General features: G+C 40.5%; 21 protein-coding genes and 1 pseudogene. All 22 read right to left on the bottom strand.

Translation table 11 applies throughout. The annotated features are described in order from the left end of the window. Window positions 1-57: 57 nt before the first annotated feature. The 22 genes and pseudogenes from R8923_RS03625 to R8923_RS03520 all read right to left on the bottom strand — a co-directional run bounded on the left by R8923_RS03625 (window position 58) and on the right by R8923_RS03520 (window position 17786). Window positions 58-741: a zinc metallopeptidase gene (locus tag R8923_RS03625; RefSeq protein WP_485871394.1), complete on the bottom strand. Its 684-nt coding sequence runs from the start codon at window positions 739-741 to the stop codon at window positions 58-60. A gap of 101 nt (window positions 742-842) precedes the next feature. Further along, window positions 843-1442, bottom strand: a complete 600-nt coding sequence (gene lhaT, locus R8923_RS03620) for a lipoprotein heptaprenylglyceryl N-acetyltransferase LhaT (RefSeq protein WP_485871393.1) — start codon at window positions 1440-1442, stop codon at window positions 843-845. 88 nt (window positions 1443-1530) lie between these two features. Next, window positions 1531-2067 (bottom strand): ReoY family proteolytic degradation factor, encoded by a 537-nt coding sequence (locus R8923_RS03615; RefSeq protein WP_485871392.1) that lies wholly within the window; start codon window positions 2065-2067, stop codon window positions 1531-1533. A gap of 25 nt (window positions 2068-2092) precedes the next feature. Continuing rightward, the gene (locus tag R8923_RS03610) at window positions 2093-3349 is read right to left on the bottom strand and encodes a tetratricopeptide repeat protein (protein ID WP_485871391.1); all 1257 of its coding nucleotides are present in this window, start codon (window positions 3347-3349) and stop codon (window positions 2093-2095) included. Between the two features lie 449 nt (window positions 3350-3798). Continuing rightward, window positions 3799-4178, bottom strand: a pseudogene (locus R8923_RS03605) (hypothetical protein). 74 nt (window positions 4179-4252) lie between these two features. Further along, entirely contained in the window at window positions 4253-4600 is a 348-nt protein-coding gene (locus tag R8923_RS03600; RefSeq protein WP_485871390.1) for a hypothetical protein, read from the bottom strand. A 162-nt stretch (window positions 4601-4762) separates the two neighbouring features. Next, window positions 4763-5074: a hypothetical protein gene (locus R8923_RS03595; protein ID WP_485871389.1), complete on the bottom strand. Its 312-nt coding sequence runs from the start codon at window positions 5072-5074 to the stop codon at window positions 4763-4765. An 18-nt stretch (window positions 5075-5092) separates the two neighbouring features. Continuing rightward, window positions 5093-5635 carry an EndoU domain-containing protein gene (locus R8923_RS03590; protein WP_485871388.1) on the bottom strand — a complete coding sequence of 181 codons (543 nt, stop codon included), beginning with the start codon at window positions 5633-5635 and terminating at the stop codon, window positions 5093-5095. A 417-nt stretch (window positions 5636-6052) separates the two neighbouring features. Continuing rightward, a complete protein-coding gene (locus R8923_RS03585) occupies window positions 6053-6367 on the bottom strand; it encodes a hypothetical protein (RefSeq protein ID WP_485871387.1) in 315 nt (104 codons plus the stop codon). 15 nt (window positions 6368-6382) lie between these two features. After that, window positions 6383-7816 (bottom strand): T7SS effector LXG polymorphic toxin, encoded by a 1434-nt coding sequence (locus tag R8923_RS03580; protein ID WP_485871386.1) that lies wholly within the window; start codon window positions 7814-7816, stop codon window positions 6383-6385. Beyond that, window positions 7813-8181, bottom strand: a complete 369-nt coding sequence (locus R8923_RS03575; RefSeq protein ID WP_485871385.1) for a hypothetical protein — start codon at window positions 8179-8181, stop codon at window positions 7813-7815. Before R8923_RS03575 ends, R8923_RS03580 begins: the two co-directional genes overlap by 4 nt. After that, window positions 8181-8468, bottom strand: coding sequence for a DUF3130 family protein (locus R8923_RS03570; RefSeq protein WP_485871384.1), 288 nt, complete (start codon window positions 8466-8468; stop codon window positions 8181-8183). The genes R8923_RS03575 and R8923_RS03570 overlap by 1 nt, the downstream gene beginning before the upstream one ends. A 141-nt stretch (window positions 8469-8609) precedes the next feature. Beyond that, window positions 8610-9887, bottom strand: coding sequence for a 3-phosphoshikimate 1-carboxyvinyltransferase (gene aroA / locus R8923_RS03565; RefSeq protein ID WP_485871383.1), 1278 nt, complete (start codon window positions 9885-9887; stop codon window positions 8610-8612). A gap of 12 nt (window positions 9888-9899) precedes the next feature. Continuing rightward, window positions 9900-11003 carry a prephenate dehydrogenase gene (locus tag R8923_RS03560; RefSeq protein ID WP_485871382.1) on the bottom strand — a complete coding sequence of 368 codons (1104 nt, stop codon included), beginning with the start codon at window positions 11001-11003 and terminating at the stop codon, window positions 9900-9902. Between the two features lie 12 nt (window positions 11004-11015). Next, window positions 11016-12101, bottom strand: a complete 1086-nt coding sequence (hisC, locus tag R8923_RS03555; protein ID WP_485871381.1) for a histidinol-phosphate transaminase — start codon at window positions 12099-12101, stop codon at window positions 11016-11018. Continuing rightward, window positions 12101-12475 carry a chorismate mutase gene (gene aroH / locus R8923_RS03550; protein WP_485871380.1) on the bottom strand — a complete coding sequence of 125 codons (375 nt, stop codon included), beginning with the start codon at window positions 12473-12475 and terminating at the stop codon, window positions 12101-12103. The genes hisC and aroH overlap by 1 nt, the downstream gene beginning before the upstream one ends. A gap of 5 nt (window positions 12476-12480) precedes the next feature. After that, a complete protein-coding gene (aroB, locus tag R8923_RS03545) occupies window positions 12481-13566 on the bottom strand; it encodes a 3-dehydroquinate synthase (RefSeq protein ID WP_485871379.1) in 1086 nt (361 codons plus the stop codon). Between the two features lies 1 nt (window position 13567). Then, a complete protein-coding gene (gene aroC / locus R8923_RS03540) occupies window positions 13568-14734 on the bottom strand; it encodes a chorismate synthase (RefSeq protein ID WP_485871378.1) in 1167 nt (388 codons plus the stop codon). A 130-nt stretch (window positions 14735-14864) separates the two neighbouring features. Continuing rightward, window positions 14865-15308, bottom strand: a complete 444-nt coding sequence (ndk, locus tag R8923_RS03535; protein WP_485871634.1) for a nucleoside-diphosphate kinase — start codon at window positions 15306-15308, stop codon at window positions 14865-14867. Window positions 15309-15320: 12 nt separating this feature from the next. Further along, window positions 15321-16289: a heptaprenyl diphosphate synthase component II gene (hepT, locus tag R8923_RS03530; protein ID WP_485871377.1), complete on the bottom strand. Its 969-nt coding sequence runs from the start codon at window positions 16287-16289 to the stop codon at window positions 15321-15323. Beyond that, complete coding sequence (locus tag R8923_RS03525) at window positions 16279-17001, bottom strand: demethylmenaquinone methyltransferase (RefSeq protein WP_485871376.1); 723 nt, start codon at window positions 16999-17001, stop codon at window positions 16279-16281. Before R8923_RS03525 ends, hepT begins: the two co-directional genes overlap by 11 nt. A gap of 23 nt (window positions 17002-17024) precedes the next feature. Continuing rightward, window positions 17025-17786 carry a heptaprenyl diphosphate synthase component 1 gene (locus tag R8923_RS03520; protein ID WP_485871375.1) on the bottom strand — a complete coding sequence of 254 codons (762 nt, stop codon included), beginning with the start codon at window positions 17784-17786 and terminating at the stop codon, window positions 17025-17027. Window positions 17787-17856 lie beyond the last annotated feature (70 nt).

The following is a 17856-nucleotide window of genomic DNA, read 5'->3' as shown; positions in this document are numbered from 1 at the left end:
CTCATTTTATCTTTATTTCTCAAAATAAAACCTGAGAACTTTTCTCAGGTTTTATGACTAGTTTCGATTCATATTGGTAAAAATTAAGATAAGACGAAGTAGCTCTAGAACAGCTACAGCCATTGCTGCAACGTAAGTCATTGCCGCCGCGCTAAGCACCTTTTTCGCCTGTGGTTGTTCTGAAGATTCTAAGAAACCGCCATCTTCAAGTTGCACAAGTGCACGTTTACTTGCATCAAACTCAACAGGTAAAGTAATCACTTGGAACAATACACCTACAGCCATTAATACAATTCCAATAAGCATAAGGCTTGGAATCGTGGCTAACATCCCAATAATTAAAAACACCCACGAAATGTTTGAACTAAACATCGTTGCTGGGACTAATGCAGAACGGAAACGCATGAAAGCATAATCTTCTTTATCTTGAATCGCATGACCAACTTCGTGAGCGGCTACTGCTGCCGCCGCAATGGTTGCTTCATGATAGTTTGATTCTGAAAGGAAAACGGCTTTTTTGCTTGGATCATAATGATCACTTAAAACGCCTTTTGTTGCATGTACTGGCACATTTGAAAGACCGTTTCGATCTAAAATCATTCGCGCAACTTCAGCTCCAGTTTGGCCACTTCTAACACGTACTTTGGAATACTGTGCATACGTGCTTTTTACACGAAATTGCGCCCAAAGTGGAATAGCTGCGACAATTAAAAAATAAATTATATAAGATCCTAATGACATTTAAATCATCTTCCTCCTAATACTTACTTGATTAATTTTTATTATAAAGTATCTTCACTTGCTTCTCAACAGGTTTCACTCACTATGAGAAAATTCTAATCTTAAAATAGTTCAAGTTTCATTCGGTCTTCTCTTAACGTTTTTCTGTAAACATATATCAGAACAAAAATCGTAAGCCAGAAAGTAGCATAACCGATGTACGGTAAGAATCGTTCTAGTCCCATATAAATAGGCATTTGCCCAAATAAGTAGTCAATTACATCATTATGTAGTACCCAAACGGCCGCAATCATAAAATGCCCAATTCGAAAGCGGTAGAAAGGCGCATAGAGCATTGCTTGAACAGCCATAAAACCATGACTTATCATAAGCATAACGCCCGTCCAAATAATCGTTTGCTGATCAATCATTAAGAAAATATTCATACCCACTGCCCATAAACCGTATTTCATTAAACTAACAAACGCCAGTGCTTCCATAAGTGGCCAATGTTTTTTAGCTAAAAAAGCCGCCAGTACAAAAAAGAAAAACAACACAGCAGTCGGGCTATCAGGAACAAACAACCAAAATATTGGTTTCGTTATTTCAAGTTGCGGAATATACCAAATATAACCGTAAATTGCCCCTAAAAAGTTTATAATCAAAAGCAACCGTAAAAACGTACGGTTTTGTAGCAAAACATACACAAAAACTTCCCCCATTCTAAAAAAAACACAAAACTAGGCATGCTTTTAAGTTAGTGGGCGCAAAACGCTCGAACTTAAAAACTTGCCCAGTTTTTAGCAATATCTATTCTTTCATTTCCTTTAAAAAAGTCGTAAGTTCTAAAAATCGCGCTTTATCTCCCGCATCAATTGCACGGTCAATTTCCTTTTGGACTGATTCCGCCATAAAATTGCTAAGCGTATGATCTAAAAAGTCCGTTGCAAGTTGTTGTTCCTCTTCGTTAATTTGTAAGTCTTTGTGCGGGTTGTCTTCACGAACGAGCGCATACTCTGGAGAACTAATCGCCTCACTAAAATGGAGTACCACATATAACGCCTCGTCCCAATTTAAACGAATATCATGAAAAGCTTTTTCTGGATCACTCGTCGTCAATTTTCCTTTAAAGAATCGGAATGGTTCAAAGTCCACACCCTCAGCAGAAAGAACGAGCCCGCGGTGGCAGCCTTCTAGGTCATCAACAAAGTGGACATATTGTATAATTTGATCGTGGCCAGCAATATAGTTTAATACCCACATTGCTTCTCGAAGTTTCATTTGATGCGTATTTAAAAGCCAACGAATAAAATCTTTCTTCTCATCTACAGAAATGGATGCCTTCATCACACTCACTCCTTCCGAAAGTTGATTATAACTCAAGTAAATTTCGAATTTCCGCATCCTCAGGCTCAAATTTCAAATAACGTTCAAAAATTTCACGCGCTCTCTGAATTTCCCCTTCTTCCCGCAAGAATAAACCATATTCCCGTAAAAAAGTCGGATTTTCTTCAAAATGAGGATAAGCTTTTTCAAAATTTTCTTTTGCTTTATTATATTGTTCCACACCGCTGTATGCAACACTTAAGTCCCAAAAAATTTGCGGTTCCGTCACAAGCTCGTCAGAAAGTGCCTCAGAAACCTCAAGCAAACCTTCAAAATCTTCTTTTGCTAAAAAGAGTTTGTTTAGTTCTAAAATAGCCGCCGAGTACTCCTCGTCCAACACAATTGCTTGCCTGAAAAACTCCTCAGCTTCGTCAAGCTTCCCTAAACGGTCTGCCACTTTTCCAGCCTCGAAAAAAAGCTCTTTATTAAATTCATCATATTTCAAACCCTCCGTGAGCGCCTGGAGTGCCTTCTCCAGTTCCCCGTTTTCCTGATAGCTTTTTGAAAGATACGGGTAGAGTGTCGTGTACGCCGGGTCATGTTCCTTCAAGTGGTCAAATGCATGAATCGCTTTTACATACTCCTTCGCCTGAAAAGCGGTAAGTCCGAGTCCAAACAATGTATCGACTGATTCATGTTCTGAAAGTGCCTTTTCATAAAATGGCAGCGCCTCTTCAAATGCCCCGCTCGCACTATAGGCTTCCGCAATACGTTCATAGATGGAAATGGTACCTTGTGCAAGTTCTGTCACACCTGTATCTAACACAGCTTGGTAATGCTGCACAGAAAGCGCAAACCTGCCTTGCGATAAATAATATTCCCCTAGTGCAAAATCAATAATAGCCTCATTCGGTGCTAATTTTTTTGCCTCAAGCAATTTTTGTTCGGTCACTTCAAACAAGCCTTGCATCTGATACAAATCAGCTAGTACAAGTAAGCTCTCAAGATACGCCTCATCTTGTTTATTCACCTTTTCTAAATACTCCTGCGCCGTATCAATATCATCTTTTTCAAGTGCCACTTCTGCCGCCCGAACGAGTAGCGCACCCTCGTCTTTATAATTGGCTAGTAACAGCTCGTATAAATCTTCCGCTTCATCTAAAAATCCTAAGCTAAACAATTGCTCAGCTAGAAAAAATTGCTCCTCATCAGAACCATTTTGAACCGCTAAATCAAAATATTTTTTAGCCAAAACCATGTCTTCATGTTCTAAAGCATGTAGCATCTTTTCAGCATTTTCCATAACGCACCCCCGTGTCCTTTGAAATCATGGGTATTATTATATCATTAATTGCTGTGATGCGGAAGGTAATGCTTCAATTGGTCGTGAATATTTGCCAATATTTGATTGCGTTATTTAAGGTGTTGCTGTAGATATTTGTCAAAATATGAGTTTCTATTGTAAATGTTAATTTTTCCGCACTTCGTTTGTTAGTCTAGCCCTACTCACTTAACAAACCGCCTCTCATACTTAGCAACACATTGATTTTTATACTTTGGAAAGCAGTTAAAAAGATATGAGTATGCTAATCTCTCTACAGAGTTAGTTTTCTCATATCTTTTTCAGTAGCATAACTTCTATACAGTGAATACAGCCAGCTTTTGTTAGCTACTGGCAACTTGATTAGTGGGGTCACGCTTTACTAGTCAAGTCTTTACTATCCGACGACAATCAGATAGTGAAGTGCCTTTTTATGTTGTCTTCAAGTATTCTATTTCTTCATCAGACCATCTTTCATGAATCTTTTTCTTCAACTCATCAGAAATTTTAAATATGTCTAGCCACTCAGAACTTTGTCTCACACTATCAATATTCCACAAATTTGTATTGTCAATATTTAATACTTTTTTTCTGAGAAGATAAGCTTTTTTTCAATCTCTTCATCAATTAGTCCATTCTCTTTCAGTTCATTCAAATTATTTTTACTGAGAAAAGAAGTAACACCAACAATTAAATCTTCAAAAATGAATGTTTCTATTTCTTCATTAGACAAATCTAAAATGAACATACCACTTTTATTTAAAGTATCTATAAACCAATCAAACTTTTCACCTAAAGATAATTTTTTCAACTACTATTTACCTCCAAATTACTCCTTACTACCAAGGCTCAATCACTTGACTACATACATTCAAACCTAATTTTCTAATATCCTAAAGATATTAGCAGTTCTAGCCCAGCTTCTCTACATTTTTTCCATTCACTAGCACCTCTCAGTGCTTCTTCACACCAAAGTGTTTTATCCTTACTCATATCATCTAATTTTTCATCAATAGCTAAAAATTGCTGATACTGGTCTAAAGTAATCCAAGCATTTTCAAATAGTTCTTTTGCATAATTTAATGTGATATCAGAAAAATCCGAAGCAATTTCATCAGCAACTGGAAAACCTTTTAATCTTTTTATTTGTTCTTCTGCTGGCATTGAAAATTCTTGAAGATTTTCAATAACTCTGTCATATAACGTTGTCAATTTTTCTATATCTTCAGTCATTCTTTCACAACCTTTCCTTTTGTATAAATTCTAGTAATTCCATGTTCTGGAGAAGATACTTTGTAATATGGTAAATCACCCTGGCAGTGGGCACCAGGGTGATATTGAACATATCTTGAGCTCTCAACTGAATTCTCATTTACTAGTAAAATGTCTTTTTATTTAATTCTCAATATAACTTTCAGCTATATCAATATCTTTAGCCATGTCTAGATTAGGAAATTTTTTATCAAGGTTTCTTAAGCAAGTAATAAATCTTTCACTTTGAAGCTGCTCAGATATATCTTCAAAAATTTCACTGATATAATATAAATCATCTTCATTACACTCATTAAGATAGTCTATTGTTTCATTTTCATTTTGAGTTAAAAGTACTGTCATTTCATTCCAACACTTTGCTATTCCAAAATCATCATTTATATTTAAACCTTTCCTTTTTTTTAGCATCGTATCCATTTCATTCTTAAATTCCATAATTTTCCTCCTAAAATTTTATGGCTGTCTTGTCGCATCTGGGAATATAGTTGCAGGTTTTCCATCAGTTTTTATTACTCCAACTCGTACACCATTGAATTCACCAAAAATAGCTTCCCCATCTTTAGCAATTGCATAGTTTGGTTGACTAGCAATATATTGTCCTGCACTTTCTATATCTTTATTTGTCCAATTTTCAGGAAACCAAGATTGATTATTACCTGTTCTTTTAGCCCTAACCTTATGGTCTGGTACATTTCCAATTCTAACACCATTAGGGTAAGTTCTTTCGATATTTACTTCAAACTCATTTTCTTTTAGAAAATCAATGTTAGATTGACCATGCCCGCCACCTTTCATTTTAGACATTTTTCCTGTAGAAGGATTAACAGTAAAATCTCCAACACTTGCATGTTTCAAACTTTGTTTTGGAATTTCAACTTTAGGTACATTAACCTCACTAACCTTCCCATACGTCATGCTCCCCCGAATCGCTGCGGTACTCAAACCTAACCCCATCACTACATCTATAAGGCTGCTTTCATCAAGCGTGGCTCTCATCGCGATTTCACATATGCCGAAGTGTGAAGCGTGCCTCCAACCATTCTGGTGCATTTCATGCCGTCCCTATAATATATGTACCGATTTTCCACGATAAATATCTTGATGGCTGATTTCTTTTATCGGTTGCTTATTTTTTCTTGTATTCATTACTTTTATCCTCCAAAATCTGTTTTTTGATACATGAAAAAACGGTATCAGCTTCTTTCACTAATACCGTTTCAATAACTACATATTCCCAGCTTTTAGAGTACGGAAAATAAACCCAGAAACTAGAACAGTCCCTGCTTTTCCAGTCCAATAAATACAGTTAGCTTTTTGTTGGCTATTCGCAACTTGATTAGTGAGTTCACTCTTGCTAGTCAAGGCTTTACGATCCGACGCCAATTAGATAGTGAAGTGTCTTTTGTAATCCAATTATTGATTTTCAATACTTATAGAAAGCGTTGTTCCAAAACCAAGACTGACAATTGTACCATCTTCTCTTAAAACTCTCAAATACATATCTTCCTTTTTCAATTCAGTAACATTATCAAAATCTCCATAAAAAATATCTTTTTCTTTATAGGTCAAGAACACACTAATTTGGTTTTCATAGGTTCTTACAAAGATTTTTAAAGTAAAATCATCTTTGCTAATTTTATACGTTATATTGCCATCACCTATATTGTCTATCAAACTTTCACTTTCAGATAGAAACAGTTCCATCAAGTCTAATTCATCATATTTCACTTTTATCTGCCTCCTTTATTTAGGTATCACTGTGATTACATTACCTAAATCATTAATTATAACTGTAACATCACCAGTTTCAAATTTCCATGTATTTATTTGGTTTCCTGTAGTTTTTACACCATTTTTTATAGCGTCTTCAATAACTGATGGTGGAACATTTCTTGGCTGTACATATTTTTTTATAAAATCGCTATATTCTCTTGTTCCAGGAACATATTCCTTACCTTTGGCAATTTCATATGCTCTAGTATGCAATCGAGCTCGAATCTCTAGTGTGTCAGGAGCCATTCTTTCTAAAGCATGTCCAGAATACTTACGTCCATTTATAGTTGCTCCATTTTTATTTAAACTCCAAGATATATCATCAACATTTTTAGTCCCGCCAACCTTCCCATACGTCATGCTCCCCCTAATGGCTGCTGTGCTTAGACCTAGCCCCATCACCACGTCCATCAGGCCACTTTCGTCCAGCGTGCCTTTCACCGACTCCACATATGCTGATGCGCGGAGCGTGCCACCAACCATCCCGGAGTATTTCGTGCCGTCCATATAATACGTGCCTTTTTTCCACGCTTGGTTGATTTTTTGGTTTAAATCCTCATTTGTGATAATTTGGTAGTCGCTTGGATCTAAGTATTTTCCGGTTTTCTCTAAGTATTTTTTTAGTTTCGGGTCACTCACGCCAACTCCGTTTTGTTCAAGCAGCCACATCACTTGCGGTTTTCCGTGAGCATCGTAATACACCACTGCCAAAACTTGATACGCTTTTAGCGCTTTTTCTAGTTTTGGGTCTACGCCGCGAATGGCATCAAGTCGCTTTTTCAACCCTTCTATCGACTGGGTATAGCCTTTTGGATATGTATAGCTTCCTGTTTGGGCGTTAAATTGGACGTCCTGCAAGAGTTGCCGCATCGTTCTTTGTGTGGTCATCACAAGACCTAAAAGTTCTTGGAAAAAGTGGGTATGACTTTGCTCAAATTGTAAATAGTTCTCCAGAATTTTTTCTTCTTCCACCGCGTTAACTAGGTCTAGCCGTAACTGTTGGACGCGTCCTTCCTGAGAAGCTCCTGTTTGTGCCGTAAGAGACCGCTTCAAATCTTCTTGTTTTCGGCGGATACTTCGCGCTTTCTCGGCAGCTATGCCTAGTAACTCTGCATCGACTCTGGCGTTTCTAGAGTCATCTACTTGGGCACTAAAGTCATTCAAATAGCGTTCCAAAAGGGCTTCACTCGTATCTAAAATGTCAAGTAAACTTCCCCCTACCGTCTGGTAGGTTTCGCGAAAATACTGCTGGGAAGCTTGAATGGCTTGTCCGTCTAAAAAGTAGTCGCCTGAATACCGCAAGGCGCTTGCTTGTACGGCTTGAATACGGGCTCGCATGGTCGTATTGGCTTGTTGTAAAGCTTGTTGAAAGGCACGTACTTCGGCAATATCTATTCGGCTCATGAGGACAACTCCTTTCGAAGTTTGACCTGCGCCGCTTCTAGCTCTCGTAAAGTCTGTTTAGAAGCCGTTACTTGGTTCGTAACATCCGTGGTTTCTCTCTCAATACCTTGCCGCCAGTCCCGTTGTTCCTCGTACTGCATCTCTTCGGTATACAAATGGAAACCCGTAGCGCGCTCTCCTTGCCAAGCCTCACGCAAAAGTTCACGCAGTTCCTCTTGTTCCTGTTTGACGCGTACATGGTCTTCTTCCAGCCATTCCAATTGGTTTTGTTGATTTTGAAGGGTATGTAAAACATTTTCCATGTCGCTTTCTTGCTTTCGTAAATCCAGTAGGGCTTGTGTGTTTCGCTCACTTTTCGCATCCATCAGCGCAGCCCCATCCCTTCGATGGCTTGTCCTGCCGCTCGATCTTGTTTTACGAACGCTTCGCCCATTTTCTCTAAACGTGCCGCATCTTTGTCCGCGAGCTCGGAAAACTGGTGCATCATCTCAATTGATTCCATGATCGCGGTTCGGAACTCATTGATGGAGTTGGCATAGGAATAGCTCATATTCCCAGAACCCCACGGATGATAAGGTGCCCCTCCGCTTGCCTCCCGTAGCTCCCTTGCATAGGCGCGCAATTCGCTTTCGCTAATTTGAATTTTAATCATCTGCATCACCTCTTTGTTGACTTGTATATCCTTTTTTAGTATAGCATATAAAGATATGATAATAAATTGTATACTGGTATTTTTATGCCCCAATTTGCCCACTCTTGTATAAAAAAAAGAAGCCGTTAAGCCTCTTTTTGTTTATGATTCATCAAACAAACTTTTCACATCATCAAAAAAACTTGGATAAGATACTGAAACGGCGTCCGCCTTTTCAAGTTCCACTTCCCCGTCTTGTACTAAAAGCGCTGCAATTTGGAGCATCATGCCGATGCGGTGGTCGCCGTAACTTGTTACCTTTGCACCGCGGAGCTTCGTTTTCCCACGAATGATGAGACCATCTGCTGTTGGGGTAATATCGGCGCCCATTTTCGCAAGTTCAGTTGCTACAGCATCAATGCGATTGGTTTCTTTGACTTTCAATTCTTCGGCATCGCGAATGATAGTTTCGCCTTCTGCTTGTGTGGCTAGGAGCGCGATGATGGGGAGCTCGTCGATTAAACGCGGAATTAATTCCCCGGAAATAGTCGTCCCTGTTAAACGCGATGTTCGTATGGTTATGGTGCCAGCTAAATCACCTTGCTCCACTGAAATGTCTCCGCCCATTTTTTTCACCACGTCAATTATTCCTGTCCGTGTAGGGTTTAAACCAACATTTTTTAAAACGATTTCACTATCTTCTGCAATTAATCCTGCTACGATAAAAAAGGCAGCCGAGGAAATATCGCCTGGAACTGTTAGTGCTTGCCCTTGGAACGTCTGGTTGCCTGAGACGCGAATGGTTAGACCATCGACTTCGATATTTCCGCCAAATTTTTGAATCATTTCTTCAGTATGATCGCGCGTTTTTTCTTTTTCGAAAATAACCGTCTCACCTTCCGCTTGAAGTGCTGCAAAAATGATAGCACTTTTCACTTGGGCGCTTGCAACTGGCATGTGATATGTAATACCGCGGAGTTTTTCCGTGCGTTTAATATCAACCGGGGCAAATTCACTGCCTACTCGTCCAGTCATTTGAGCACCCATTTCTGTTAGTGGCAACATAACGCGGTTCATTGGTCGTTTTGCAATGGAAGCATCGCCAAATAGCGTCGTCTCAAATGGGGCAGCTGCAAGGATACCCATCATGAGCCGAATCGTTGTACCTGAATTTCCTACGTTAATCGGTGCCTCAGGTTGTTTGAAACCATTAAAGCCAACGCCATGAACGATAATCTCATCAGGCGTCTCTTCAATTTTCACACCTAAATCACGAAATGCTTGAATCGTACTTAAACAGTCGTCTGCGCGCAAAAAATGGCGAATTCTTGTCTTTCCATTTGCTAGAGCACCAAACATAATACTACGATGCGAAATGGATTTATCACCCGGAACTTCAATCGTTCCGTGCAAATGACTTTTTCCTGTTTGTAATTTCATCTTTACACTCCTTTACTGCTCTAAATAACACGTATATGCTGCGTTTGACTCAATACTTGCTTTTGCACGCAAGCGGTCTGCTTCGTTTTGAAATGTAATTTGTAGCACACCATTTATGTCTTCGCGCGTTTCTAGAATTTTTAAGTTCGTTAAACTAATTTTTTCATCAGCTAAAATGGCTGTCACTTCTGAAATGACCCCTGGGTAATCCGGCACATCGACGAACAAATCGTAAAAAGCTGGAATAGCCCCGCGGTGAATCGGAAGCGAATCGCGAAATTCTTTCGCACCATCAAAAAAATCATAAATCGCATTTTTATCAGCCGAATGAATAAGTTGTATTGCCTCATTCATTCGGTCACGCCAAGAAGTAAGTTGTTCTTTTAAAATGTCCCGATTGCTTATGGAAATGTCCGTCCACATGCGCGGATCACTTGAAGCAACACGCGTAATATCTCGAAAACCGCCAGCAGCTAAACTAAACGCATCAGGATGAGTCGCTGTAAAAGCTTCCGTTTCTTGAACTAAGGCAGCCGCAACAATATGTGGAAGGTGACTAAGCATACCTGTAATTTGGTCATGCTCTTTAGGCGATAGCGTTAAAAACTTAGCATTCGTCCCACTTAGCCACTCTTTTAATTCCGCTAGCCGTTCATTTGCGATTTCATTTCCCGGCGTTAACAAATAATAGGCGTTTTCAAATAACAAGCGCTTCGCTGCAGTCACACCACTTTTATGTGAGCCAGCCATCGGATGACCACCAATAAATGTAATTGACTGATTAGCAAGCTCCAGTGCCGCCTGCATAACGGTTTGCTTCGTACTACCTGTATCCGTCACGATAACCTGTTTTTTTAAGTTTAACCCTGGTAAATGACGAACGAGCTCTTCTGTTTCTTTCACTGGACAGCAAAAAATGAGCAAATCTGCTTTTGGCGCATCGATAAGCACACTTTCGCCAATTTCATCAATAATCCCAAGCGAAAGTCCTTTTTCAAGTGTGTTTAACGACACATCAATCCCGATAATATGGGCCTCTTTATGTTTAGCTTTAATCGAAAGTGCAATCGAACCGCCAATAAGCCCCAGCCCAACAATGACGACTGTCCCCTTCATAAAAATCGCCTCCTATCCTAAAAACTCTTTTAGGAGCGCAATCACTTGCTCGTTTTCTGCCGCTGTCCCAACCGTAATCCGCACCGCATTCGGGAACCCAAGAGCAGCCCCTGACCTTGTAATAAAGCCGTTTTTCTCTAGGTAAGAAAAAATATCTGCTGCTGGTCGGCCAAGATCGAGCAATACAAAATTGCCTTGCGACGGATAAAGTGTGACTTGCGCATATTCTGCGCTAAACGCTTCGTAGGCCGCGATTCCCGCGTGATTTAACGCCCGGCATTCAGCCACAAAATCTTGGTCAAGCAAAGCTTCTTGCGCAAGTAGTTGCCCGGCTGTAGTCGTATTAAAAGGTGGTCTAACGACATTTAAATAATGCACAATTTCTTTTGAGCAAATGCCGTAACCAACTCGTGAACTTGCAAGCCCGTATATTTTACTAAATGTACGTGTGATAATCAGGTTTGGAAATTCGCGCACCCATTTTTCATGAGCAGCTGGTTGTGGCTCTACATATTCGATATAGGCCTCATCAAGCACGACTAAGCAGTCTGTTGGCACTTTTTGAATAAAGGCAAAAATGGCATCAAGTGGTAAAAAATTACCTGTTGGATTGTTCGGATTGCAAATCCACACGATAGCCGTATTTTCATCAATCGCAGCCAACATTTTTTCAAAATCATGATGCCCGGAAGGTTTCAAAGCAATTTCTCGCACCTCTGCCCCTTCGATGAGCGCATTTTGCCGATACTGTACAAAAGTTGGCGTTGCCATAACGGTATTCGTCGTTTGATCTAGTAATACACGTGTTAAAAGCTCAATTAATTCATCCACACCTGCCGTGAAGACAAGTTCTTCTTCCGATATATCATAAAATTCCGCAACGGTTTTTCGAAGATTACTCGCATGCCCATCAGGATAAATTTCCGTTTTAAACGTTAAGGTGCGCGCAAGTTCCTGAACTTTTTTAGACGCACCAAGCGGGTTTTCATTGGAGGAAAGTTTTGTAATTTTAGTTAACCCTAATTCTTTCATTACCGCATCTTCTCTTTTACCCGGCTTATACGAATGAAGCCCTTCTAAAGAGGTTTTCCATTTCATTAAGAATCCTTCCTTTCCACGAGATCTGGACGGAGACGAACAGCATCATTTAAATAAATATGTTCAATTTCAGCAAGTGACTTATCAAGATTTGCTTGCACCATCATCCGAATACATTTTAAAGGCGCACCGGGTACTGGGATTTCTTGCATACCCATGACAGGAACAAGCTCGAAACCAGGCGTTACCCTTACAGCACGCGCTGGAAAAGCTGCAGTAATATCTTCTGTTACCGTGATGATGACCGAAATAAGCGTTTCCGCGTCAACAATTTGATTTTGCTTTAAAATTTCCTGAAAAAGCTCGCTCGTCGCCTCGTAAATCTCATCTGCCGTATTTTCTTTTATAGTCGTTGCACCGCGAATCGCTCTCACACTCATCATTCTCCTTTTTTCATTTGGTTAAAAATTTGTAAAACAAGTTCCCGGTCAGCAGGAACGATTTCCATCTCACCGATTTCATTTAACAGCACCATTTTAATTTCTTCAAAGGTCGTTTTTTTATCGTGTAGCATATTTTCAAAAATCGTTTCAAATGGGACATCATTTGGGAGCGCAGTTTCGTAACCAAGTCCAGTTAGCCAAGAAGTAAACGACGCCCTATCAAACGAGAAGTTTTGGGTTTTCTCGCTCATTAAAAGCGCATAAATCATGCCAAAAATGATGGCTTCGCCGTGAAGGAAACGTGAAAAATTACCGTAGGCTTCAAGAGCATGACCAAACGTATGACCGAAATTCAAATATGCGCGAACGCCCTGCTCGGTTTCATCTTGTGCCACTATTCCCGCTTTAACCAAAATGCCTTTTTGTAAAAACGGTGTTAAATCTTGTGAATAAAAGTCATCTGGTGTTTGGAAGGTCGTCATTAGTTCATCTAGTAATGCCTGATCGCTAATTAAAGCATGTTTAATAAGTTCAGCAAAGCCCGAACGCATTTCGCGTACAGGTAGCGTGGCAAGTAGCGCCGTATCATAGATCACCGCTTCTGGTTGATAGAAGTTGCCAATTAAATTTTTCCCAAGCGGGTGGTTAATTGCCACTTTCCCACCTACCGCACTGTCATGCGCTAAAACAGTTGTCGGAATTTGGTAAAACGGAATACCCCGCATATACGTTGCCGCAACAAAGCCTCCCAAATCGCCAATAACACCGCCACCATAAGCAAGTAGCACGGACTTACGATCAAGCCCCGTTTCAATCATTTTTGTCATCACATCTTCATACACCTGAAATGTTTTCGCCTCTTCACCGTTTGGCGTTACATAATACGTCACGTGCGTTAAACTTTCAAGAACACGGTCGAGCTTCTCTTTATGTAAGTCAAAAACGTGCTGGTCCGTCAAAACAAAAACTTTTGAAAACCTTTTTAACTCGTCTAAAAACTCATCACCATATGAAATTAACATGTCACGTCCAATGCATACAGGATACGTCTTGCTCGCTGTTTGAACAGTAATTTTAGACATATTAAAAGCCCCTCGTAAGTTCACGATGCTCTTCCACATGTTTTTTTAGAATATCAAAACGGTCGCTATCAAATTTATCAAGCACGGCACAGGCCACTTCCCACGCCACTACATTTTCAGCTACCACGCTCGCCGCTGGAACTGCCGAACTATCCGAACGTTCAACGCTCGCATTAAAGGCTTCTTTCGTATCAATATCCACACTTTGCAGTGGTTTATATAAAGTCGGAATAGGTTTCATGACACCGCGAACCACAATTGGCATACCGTTTGTCATACCACCTTCAAATCCGCCTAAATTATTGCTCGTACGCGTATAGCCGTCTTTTTCCGACCAAACAATTTCGTCCATGACTTCGCTACCATATTTGCGCGCTGCTTCAAAGCCAACGCCAAACTCAGCGCCTTTAAAGGCATTAATACTAACTATTGCACGTGCAATTTTAGCATCTAGTTTTTTATCCCACTGAACATAGCTACCAAGGCCTGCTGGAACACCACCGACTACAACCTCAACAACGCCACCAATTGTGTCCCCTTTTTTCTTCGTATCATCAATTTTATCCATCATCGCCTGTTCAATATCCTTATCCAAAGTTCGAACTGGCGAATTATTCGCAATTTCAGCAATTTCAGAAACCGTGTAATCACGCGTTAAATTTGCCCGCACACCACCAATTTCAAGCACATGCGCCGCAACTGAAATCCCAAGTTCACGCAAAAGTTGTTTAGCCACCGCACCAGCAGCCACTCGCACCGTTGTTTCCCGCGCACTTGATCGCTCTAGAACATTTCGCATATCACGGTGACCATATTTCATGCCCCCCACCAAATCAGCATGTCCCGGGCGTGGTCGCGTCACTTTTCGCGACCCTTCATGTTTCTCATCAACAGGTTCAATGCTCATCACTGTTTCCCAGTGCTTCCAGTCTTTATTTTCCACAAAAATGGCAACCGGTGCACCGAGCGTTTTCCCGTGCCGAATACCAGCCGTAATTTGCGCACGATCTTTTTCAATTTTCATGCGCGCTCCCCGACCATGTCCACCTTGTCGTCTTTTTAATTCTACATTAATATCTTCTGATAAAAGCGGCAATCCCGCAGGTAGCCCCTCAATAATGGTTGTAAGTCCCGGTCCATGTGACTCTCCAGCCGTTAAATATCTCATCTGACATTCTCCTTTACTTTAAATATTTTAGCGCTTTAAAGTGTATGTGTTAAATAATAGCATAACATCCACTAGAAAACAACCAGTTCTTTTGAAAAAACTGCCTCTTACCATAAGAGACAGTCACCACCTAAAGCCAAGAATCTGTGGCTTTTTCGTAATCCAAGAGCTCTTCTTGTTTAAAAAAGAGACCAATTTCCCGTGCGGCAGAAGCCGAACCATCAGAACCATGAATCACGTTTCTATTCGTATGTAGAGCAAAATCTGACCGAATTGTTCCCGGCGCCGCTTCAAGCGGACTTGTTTTGCCCATCATTTGGCGTGCCGTGGCAATTGCATCGTCGCCTTCTAAAACCATAGCGAAAACAGGACCAGATGTGATAAATCCAATTAAGTCCGCGAAAAATGGTTTCCCGTCATGCTCCGCATAATGAGTTTTCGCCAAAGAATCAGAAATTCGCATCAATTTTGCGCCAGCAATTCGTAAACCCTTCTTTTCAAAGCGCGTGACAAGTTCCCCGATTAAGCCGCGCTGTACGCCGTCCGGCTTTACCATGACAAAAGTTCTCTCCACCATACATTCCTCCTAATAATCTCGTTTATCAAGCATTTTCACGATTTGTTTCAAAGGTTTCATTTCTTTTGATGCCGGAAAAGTATCTAAAATTGCCATCGCCTTCGTTAAATAAGACGTTGCCACCTGTTCAGATTGCTCTATCGCACCGCTCGCTTTAATCGCTGCAACTAAGTGCACCATCTCCTCAGCCGACGTTTCTTCCGTCACACGACTAATTCGCTTTTTAAGAAGCGAATCTTGCATCGCGAAAAAGACTGGTAATGTCACATTTCCTTGGCGCAAATCTTCACCAGCCGGCTTCCCAAGTGTCCGCTCATCCGCCGCAAAATCCAAAATATCATCCGTAATTTGGAACGCCATACCGACATAATAGCCAAATAAATACAGCTTATCATCAACATTCTCAGGCAATCCCGAAAGAACCCCGCCAAGCCCCGAACTAGCCGCAATAAGAAGCGCCGTTTTCCGCTTAATACGACGCAAATAACACCTAACACTTTGATTAAAATTGAATTTATCCTTAATCTGTTCGATTTCCCCTACCGCAAGCTCAACCGTAACCGCCGACAACATTTGATGCGCCTTAAGGCTGTCAATTTTAGTCATATATTCAAGTGACTTCGCAAAAAGAAAGTCTCCCGTATACATCGCAACATGATTGCCCCAAATAGATTTAATTGTTCTTCTACCGCGTCTTAGCCCTGCATCATCAACCACATCATCATGAACAATTGAAGCCATATGGATAAGTTCAATCGCAACCGCCGCATCTCGCACATTTGTAAAATCAGCTGGCTCGCCTAGCCTTGCCGTTAAACAAACAAACATTGGCCGTATTCGTTTTCCTCCCGCCTCCAAGAGATGTAGCGCAGAAGCAGAAGTTGTTTCCGCATCGGCATTTGAAACCGCACGTTTTAATTCCGCTTCAACCGCTTCAATATCTTTTTGAATCGCCGGGTATAAAAAATTAAATTTCATCTACCGTCACCTTTTTATAGCCAAAATGTGTAGCACTCGCTCCGCCACTATGTGAAATATAGCGGACATATTTAAAACCAGCTTCATAAAATAAATCAGAAAGCTCACCCATCCCTGGGAAAGTTCTTGTTGATTCTTGAAGCCAACTATATTCCTCATAACTTTTCGCAAACAACTTACCAAAAAGCGGCATCACGTGGCGAAAGTATGTATTAAAAAACGGACGCCAGAGTGGCACATTCGGCTGACTCGTATCTAAACAAACCGCTTGTCCACCCGGCTTCAAAACGCGATTCATTTCTCTTAAAACTTGCAAATAATCTGGCACATTTCGAAGACCAAAACCAATCGTCACAAAATCAAAATGATTATCTGGAAAAGGCAGCTCCATCGCATTCCCATGCGTTAAAGTCACATTAGGAAGACCACTTTCCGCCACTTTTTCTCGTCCAATTTGAAGCATGTTCTCACTAAAATCAAGTCCCACAACAGAACCTGCTGCACCGACATGTTGGGCAGAAAGAATCGTCCAATCTGCCGTCCCGCAACAAACATCTAAAATCTTTGCACCTTTTGGAACACGCATTAGTTCCATCGTTTGTTTACGCCAAAATAAATGAAGCTTAAAGCTAATTAAGCTATTCATACGGTCATAATCTGGAGAAATTTTCTCAAAAACTTTATGAACTTTTTCTTCTTTCGTTTCTACCATACAAAAACGCCCCTTTGCTTTATCTATAGCATCTCATTTAAACGTGTACGTAATGTATCAGATAGCGGTCTAGAAGTTTTAAGCAAAAGGTTAATTTTCCCTCTCACTTCGTCCATAAGTTGTTCAAGCCATCCCTCAAAAGTTGCCATCGCTTCTTTCACAAAAAAGCCATGGTCGTATGCACGTTTCAACGTTGAGAGCCCGTATTGTTCATAAAAGTGTTGTTCTCGTTCTAAACGTTTTAATAAAATAGCTTGGCAAGCAAGCTCTGTAAAGGCTTCCTCATTCTTAAAATAAGAAGAAAATTCAGCAAAAATCGCTGAAGATGAAGCAAGCAATTCTTGCATATAATCATCATCTGTCACAACATGCAACTGATAAATGTTCGTTTTAGCCGTATTTGTTTTCTGTACGCCCCGTTGAAGCGCTGCAAGCAATTGTGTCATACCAAGTTCCGCCATCGTCCTGTAATAGAGTGCGCTGTAGTAATCGCCAGCAAGCACCGTAAGTTCTCGTCCTTTTCGGCTAACCCCTCTACCATCTTTATCTTCATCAATCATTTCATGCGTGTCATGAGCAAGAATCACATAAAGGGTTGCCGTTATAACCCGATATTTATCTGTTTCAGCAAAATCAGAGCCATGAATAGATTCATTCAGCCATAACATTTGGTCCTTATCAGTTTCAGGACCGTAAAAATTGTCTTTCAAAAAACGATAGGCTGATTTTTCATGAACCAATCTTTCTACTTCTTTCAATTGCGCCAGGCTCCCTTGATAGGTCATTTAAATTTCCCCTTTAACTCGTAATAACAATTAACATGGAATATATTATATCACAAATCAATTTTGAAAC

The organism is Listeria tempestatis (genome assembly GCF_963575625.1).
Classification (GTDB): Bacteria; Bacillota; Bacilli; order Lactobacillales; family Listeriaceae; genus Listeria; species Listeria tempestatis.
This window is presented reverse-complemented; position numbering and strand designations above follow the sequence as displayed.

Excerpts from the sequence above, each read along its gene's own strand:
- hisC (WP_485871381.1), bottom strand. The coding sequence starts at position 12,101 with ATGAAATGGAAAACCTCTTTAGAAGGGCTTCATTCGTATAAGCCGGGT.
- R8923_RS03590 (WP_485871388.1), bottom strand. The coding sequence starts at position 5,635 with ATGAGAGCCACGCTTGATGAAAGCAGCCTTATAGATGTAGTGATGGGG.
- R8923_RS03520 (WP_485871375.1), bottom strand. The coding sequence starts at position 17,786 with ATGACCTATCAAGGGAGCCTGGCGCAATTGAAAGAAGTAGAAAGATTG.
- R8923_RS03560 (WP_485871382.1), bottom strand. The coding sequence starts at position 11,003 with ATGAAGGGGACAGTCGTCATTGTTGGGCTGGGGCTTATTGGCGGTTCG.
- R8923_RS03615 (WP_485871392.1), bottom strand. The coding sequence starts at position 2,067 with ATGAAGGCATCCATTTCTGTAGATGAGAAGAAAGATTTTATTCGTTGG.
- aroC (WP_485871378.1), bottom strand. The coding sequence starts at position 14,734 with ATGAGATATTTAACGGCTGGAGAGTCACATGGACCGGGACTTACAACC.
- R8923_RS03625 (WP_485871394.1), bottom strand. The coding sequence starts at position 741 with ATGTCATTAGGATCTTATATAATTTATTTTTTAATTGTCGCAGCTATT.
- lhaT (WP_485871393.1), bottom strand. The coding sequence starts at position 1,442 with ATGGGGGAAGTTTTTGTGTATGTTTTGCTACAAAACCGTACGTTTTTA.
- R8923_RS03570 (WP_485871384.1), bottom strand. The coding sequence starts at position 8,468 with ATGATTAAAATTCAAATTAGCGAAAGCGAATTGCGCGCCTATGCAAGG.
- hepT (WP_485871377.1), bottom strand. The coding sequence starts at position 16,289 with ATGAAATTTAATTTTTTATACCCGGCGATTCAAAAAGATATTGAAGCG.
- R8923_RS03575 (WP_485871385.1), bottom strand. The coding sequence starts at position 8,181 with ATGGATGCGAAAAGTGAGCGAAACACACAAGCCCTACTGGATTTACGA.
- R8923_RS03525 (WP_485871376.1), bottom strand. The coding sequence starts at position 17,001 with ATGGTAGAAACGAAAGAAGAAAAAGTTCATAAAGTTTTTGAGAAAATT.
- R8923_RS03595 (WP_485871389.1), bottom strand. The coding sequence starts at position 5,074 with ATGGAATTTAAGAATGAAATGGATACGATGCTAAAAAAAAGGAAAGGT.
- R8923_RS03600 (WP_485871390.1), bottom strand. The coding sequence starts at position 4,600 with ATGACTGAAGATATAGAAAAATTGACAACGTTATATGACAGAGTTATT.
- R8923_RS03610 (WP_485871391.1), bottom strand. The coding sequence starts at position 3,349 with ATGGAAAATGCTGAAAAGATGCTACATGCTTTAGAACATGAAGACATG.
- R8923_RS03580 (WP_485871386.1), bottom strand. The coding sequence starts at position 7,816 with ATGAGCCGAATAGATATTGCCGAAGTACGTGCCTTTCAACAAGCTTTA.
- aroB (WP_485871379.1), bottom strand. The coding sequence starts at position 13,566 with ATGTCTAAAATTACTGTTCAAACAGCGAGCAAGACGTATCCTGTATGC.
- aroA (WP_485871383.1), bottom strand. The coding sequence starts at position 9,887 with ATGAAATTACAAACAGGAAAAAGTCATTTGCACGGAACGATTGAAGTT.